1 protein-coding gene is annotated in these 1,718 nt (G+C 39.5%); it reads left to right on the plus strand.

What is annotated here, in order from left to right:
* The first annotated feature begins 89 nt into the window (after positions 1-89).
* On the plus strand, positions 90-1,652 hold the full coding sequence (locus tag H601_RS15830) for an IS1182 family transposase (RefSeq protein ID WP_245571661.1): 1,563 nt from the start codon (positions 90-92) through the stop codon (positions 1,650-1,652).
* Positions 1,653-1,718 lie beyond the last annotated feature (66 nt).

A 1,718-nucleotide genomic window follows, 5' to 3' on the forward strand; every position in this document is an offset into this window, starting at 1 on the left:
AACGTCAGACTGTGAAAAAACCTCCACAATCTTTTTAACAAATATAACGAAAAACTTGTAAGAAAAACGTAAATTATGTATATTTAGTGATGCAATATATACAAGGAATTTCCCGTAACCAGTTACAAGTATCGAGTTTAGAAGATACTATATCAGCTGACAATCCTGTTCGATTTATTGACGCTTTTGTAGGTAGTATCGATTTAGAAAAATTAGGATTTACGCCAAGAGTTTTAAAATCAGAAGGTCGACCAAGTTTTGATACTCGCGTATTTTTAAAAATCTATTTATACGGCTACATCAATGGCATTCGCAGTTCAAGACGACTCGAAAAGGAATGTCTTCGCAATTTGGAAATGCAATGGCTTTTGGAAGCTATTTGTCCCAATTATCACTCCATAGCCGATTTTAGAAAAGACAATCCTAAAGCCCTGAAACAACTCTTTAAACTCTTTGTTTCGTTTTTAAAAGACGCCGATTTAATTTCCGGCAAAACCATCGCCATTGATGGCACCAAATCCAGAGCCCACAATAGCAAAAAGGCCAACTTCAATCAAAAGAAAATAGACAAACACTTAGCGTATATCGAAGCTAAAACCCAAGAATACCTCACGGCATTAGAGCAAAACGACACCCAAGAAAACAGCACAACGGTTACCAACATCCAACAAAAGATCGAACGCTTGAAGCAAAACAAAATCAACTACGAACTACTGGAAGAACAGCTAAAGGCCACTGGCGAACCGCAAATAAGCACCACCGACCCCGATGCCAGAGCACTCTTGGTGCAAGGTCAAGTAGTAGAAGTGTCGTATAACATTCAAGCCGCGGTAGACGATAAACACAACTTGGTAGTTGCCACGCACACCATTAATCGAAATGACAAAAATGCACTTTCGGCCATTGCCATAGAAGCTAAAGAAAACCTAAAAGCAGAAACCTTTACCGTATTAGTCGACAAAGGTTATCACAACGGAAGAGAAATTGAAACCTGTAAAAGCAACAGCATCACCACTATTGTAGCCCATCCAGACCAAGGCAAAAGCAATGAAAACGGAACGCAACCCGATTATTTAGTATCCAAGTTTATCTACAACAAAGAAAACAACACGTACACTTGTCCGCAGGGGCAAATTCTTACCACTTCCGGTAGTTGGCACAAGAAAACGGGACGTACAGAGGACAGCGGTTATCAGTTCCAAAAATACCGCACATCAGCTTGCAAAACCTGCCTGGTAAAAGACCAATGCACCAGTAGAAAAGGAGGACGAGAGATTGATCGAAGCCAGTATGCTGAAGCAGTAGAACAGAACCACCAGCGATACAAAGACAACCCACAACTGTATCGAAAAAGGCAAGAGATAAACGAACACATCTTTGGCACCATCAAACGAAAATGGGGCTATAATTACACCGATTTAATTGGACTAGAAAAAGTAAACGGAGAACACAGCTTAATTATGTTGGTGTATAACATCAAACGCAGCATCAACATTCTCGGTGTGCCCGATTTACTCGCTAAACTTCACGCTTGGAACTCACCTTACAAGAGAAAGTTCTTGTTTTGTTTAAAAACGACTTGTTTAAAGCTCTTTTTAACTCAAATTAGCTTTGGAACAGATCAAAATACACCCAAATGTAACTTGGCTTAAAACGAAACAAATTAAGTTTTAGAGGATGAAGTTTAGGAGAAAAGTGGTTTTTTTCACAGCCTGACG

Origin of the sequence: Flavobacterium filum DSM 17961 (assembly GCF_000425465.1) — a bacterium.
Lineage (GTDB): Bacteria > Bacteroidota > Bacteroidia > Flavobacteriales > Flavobacteriaceae > Flavobacterium > Flavobacterium filum.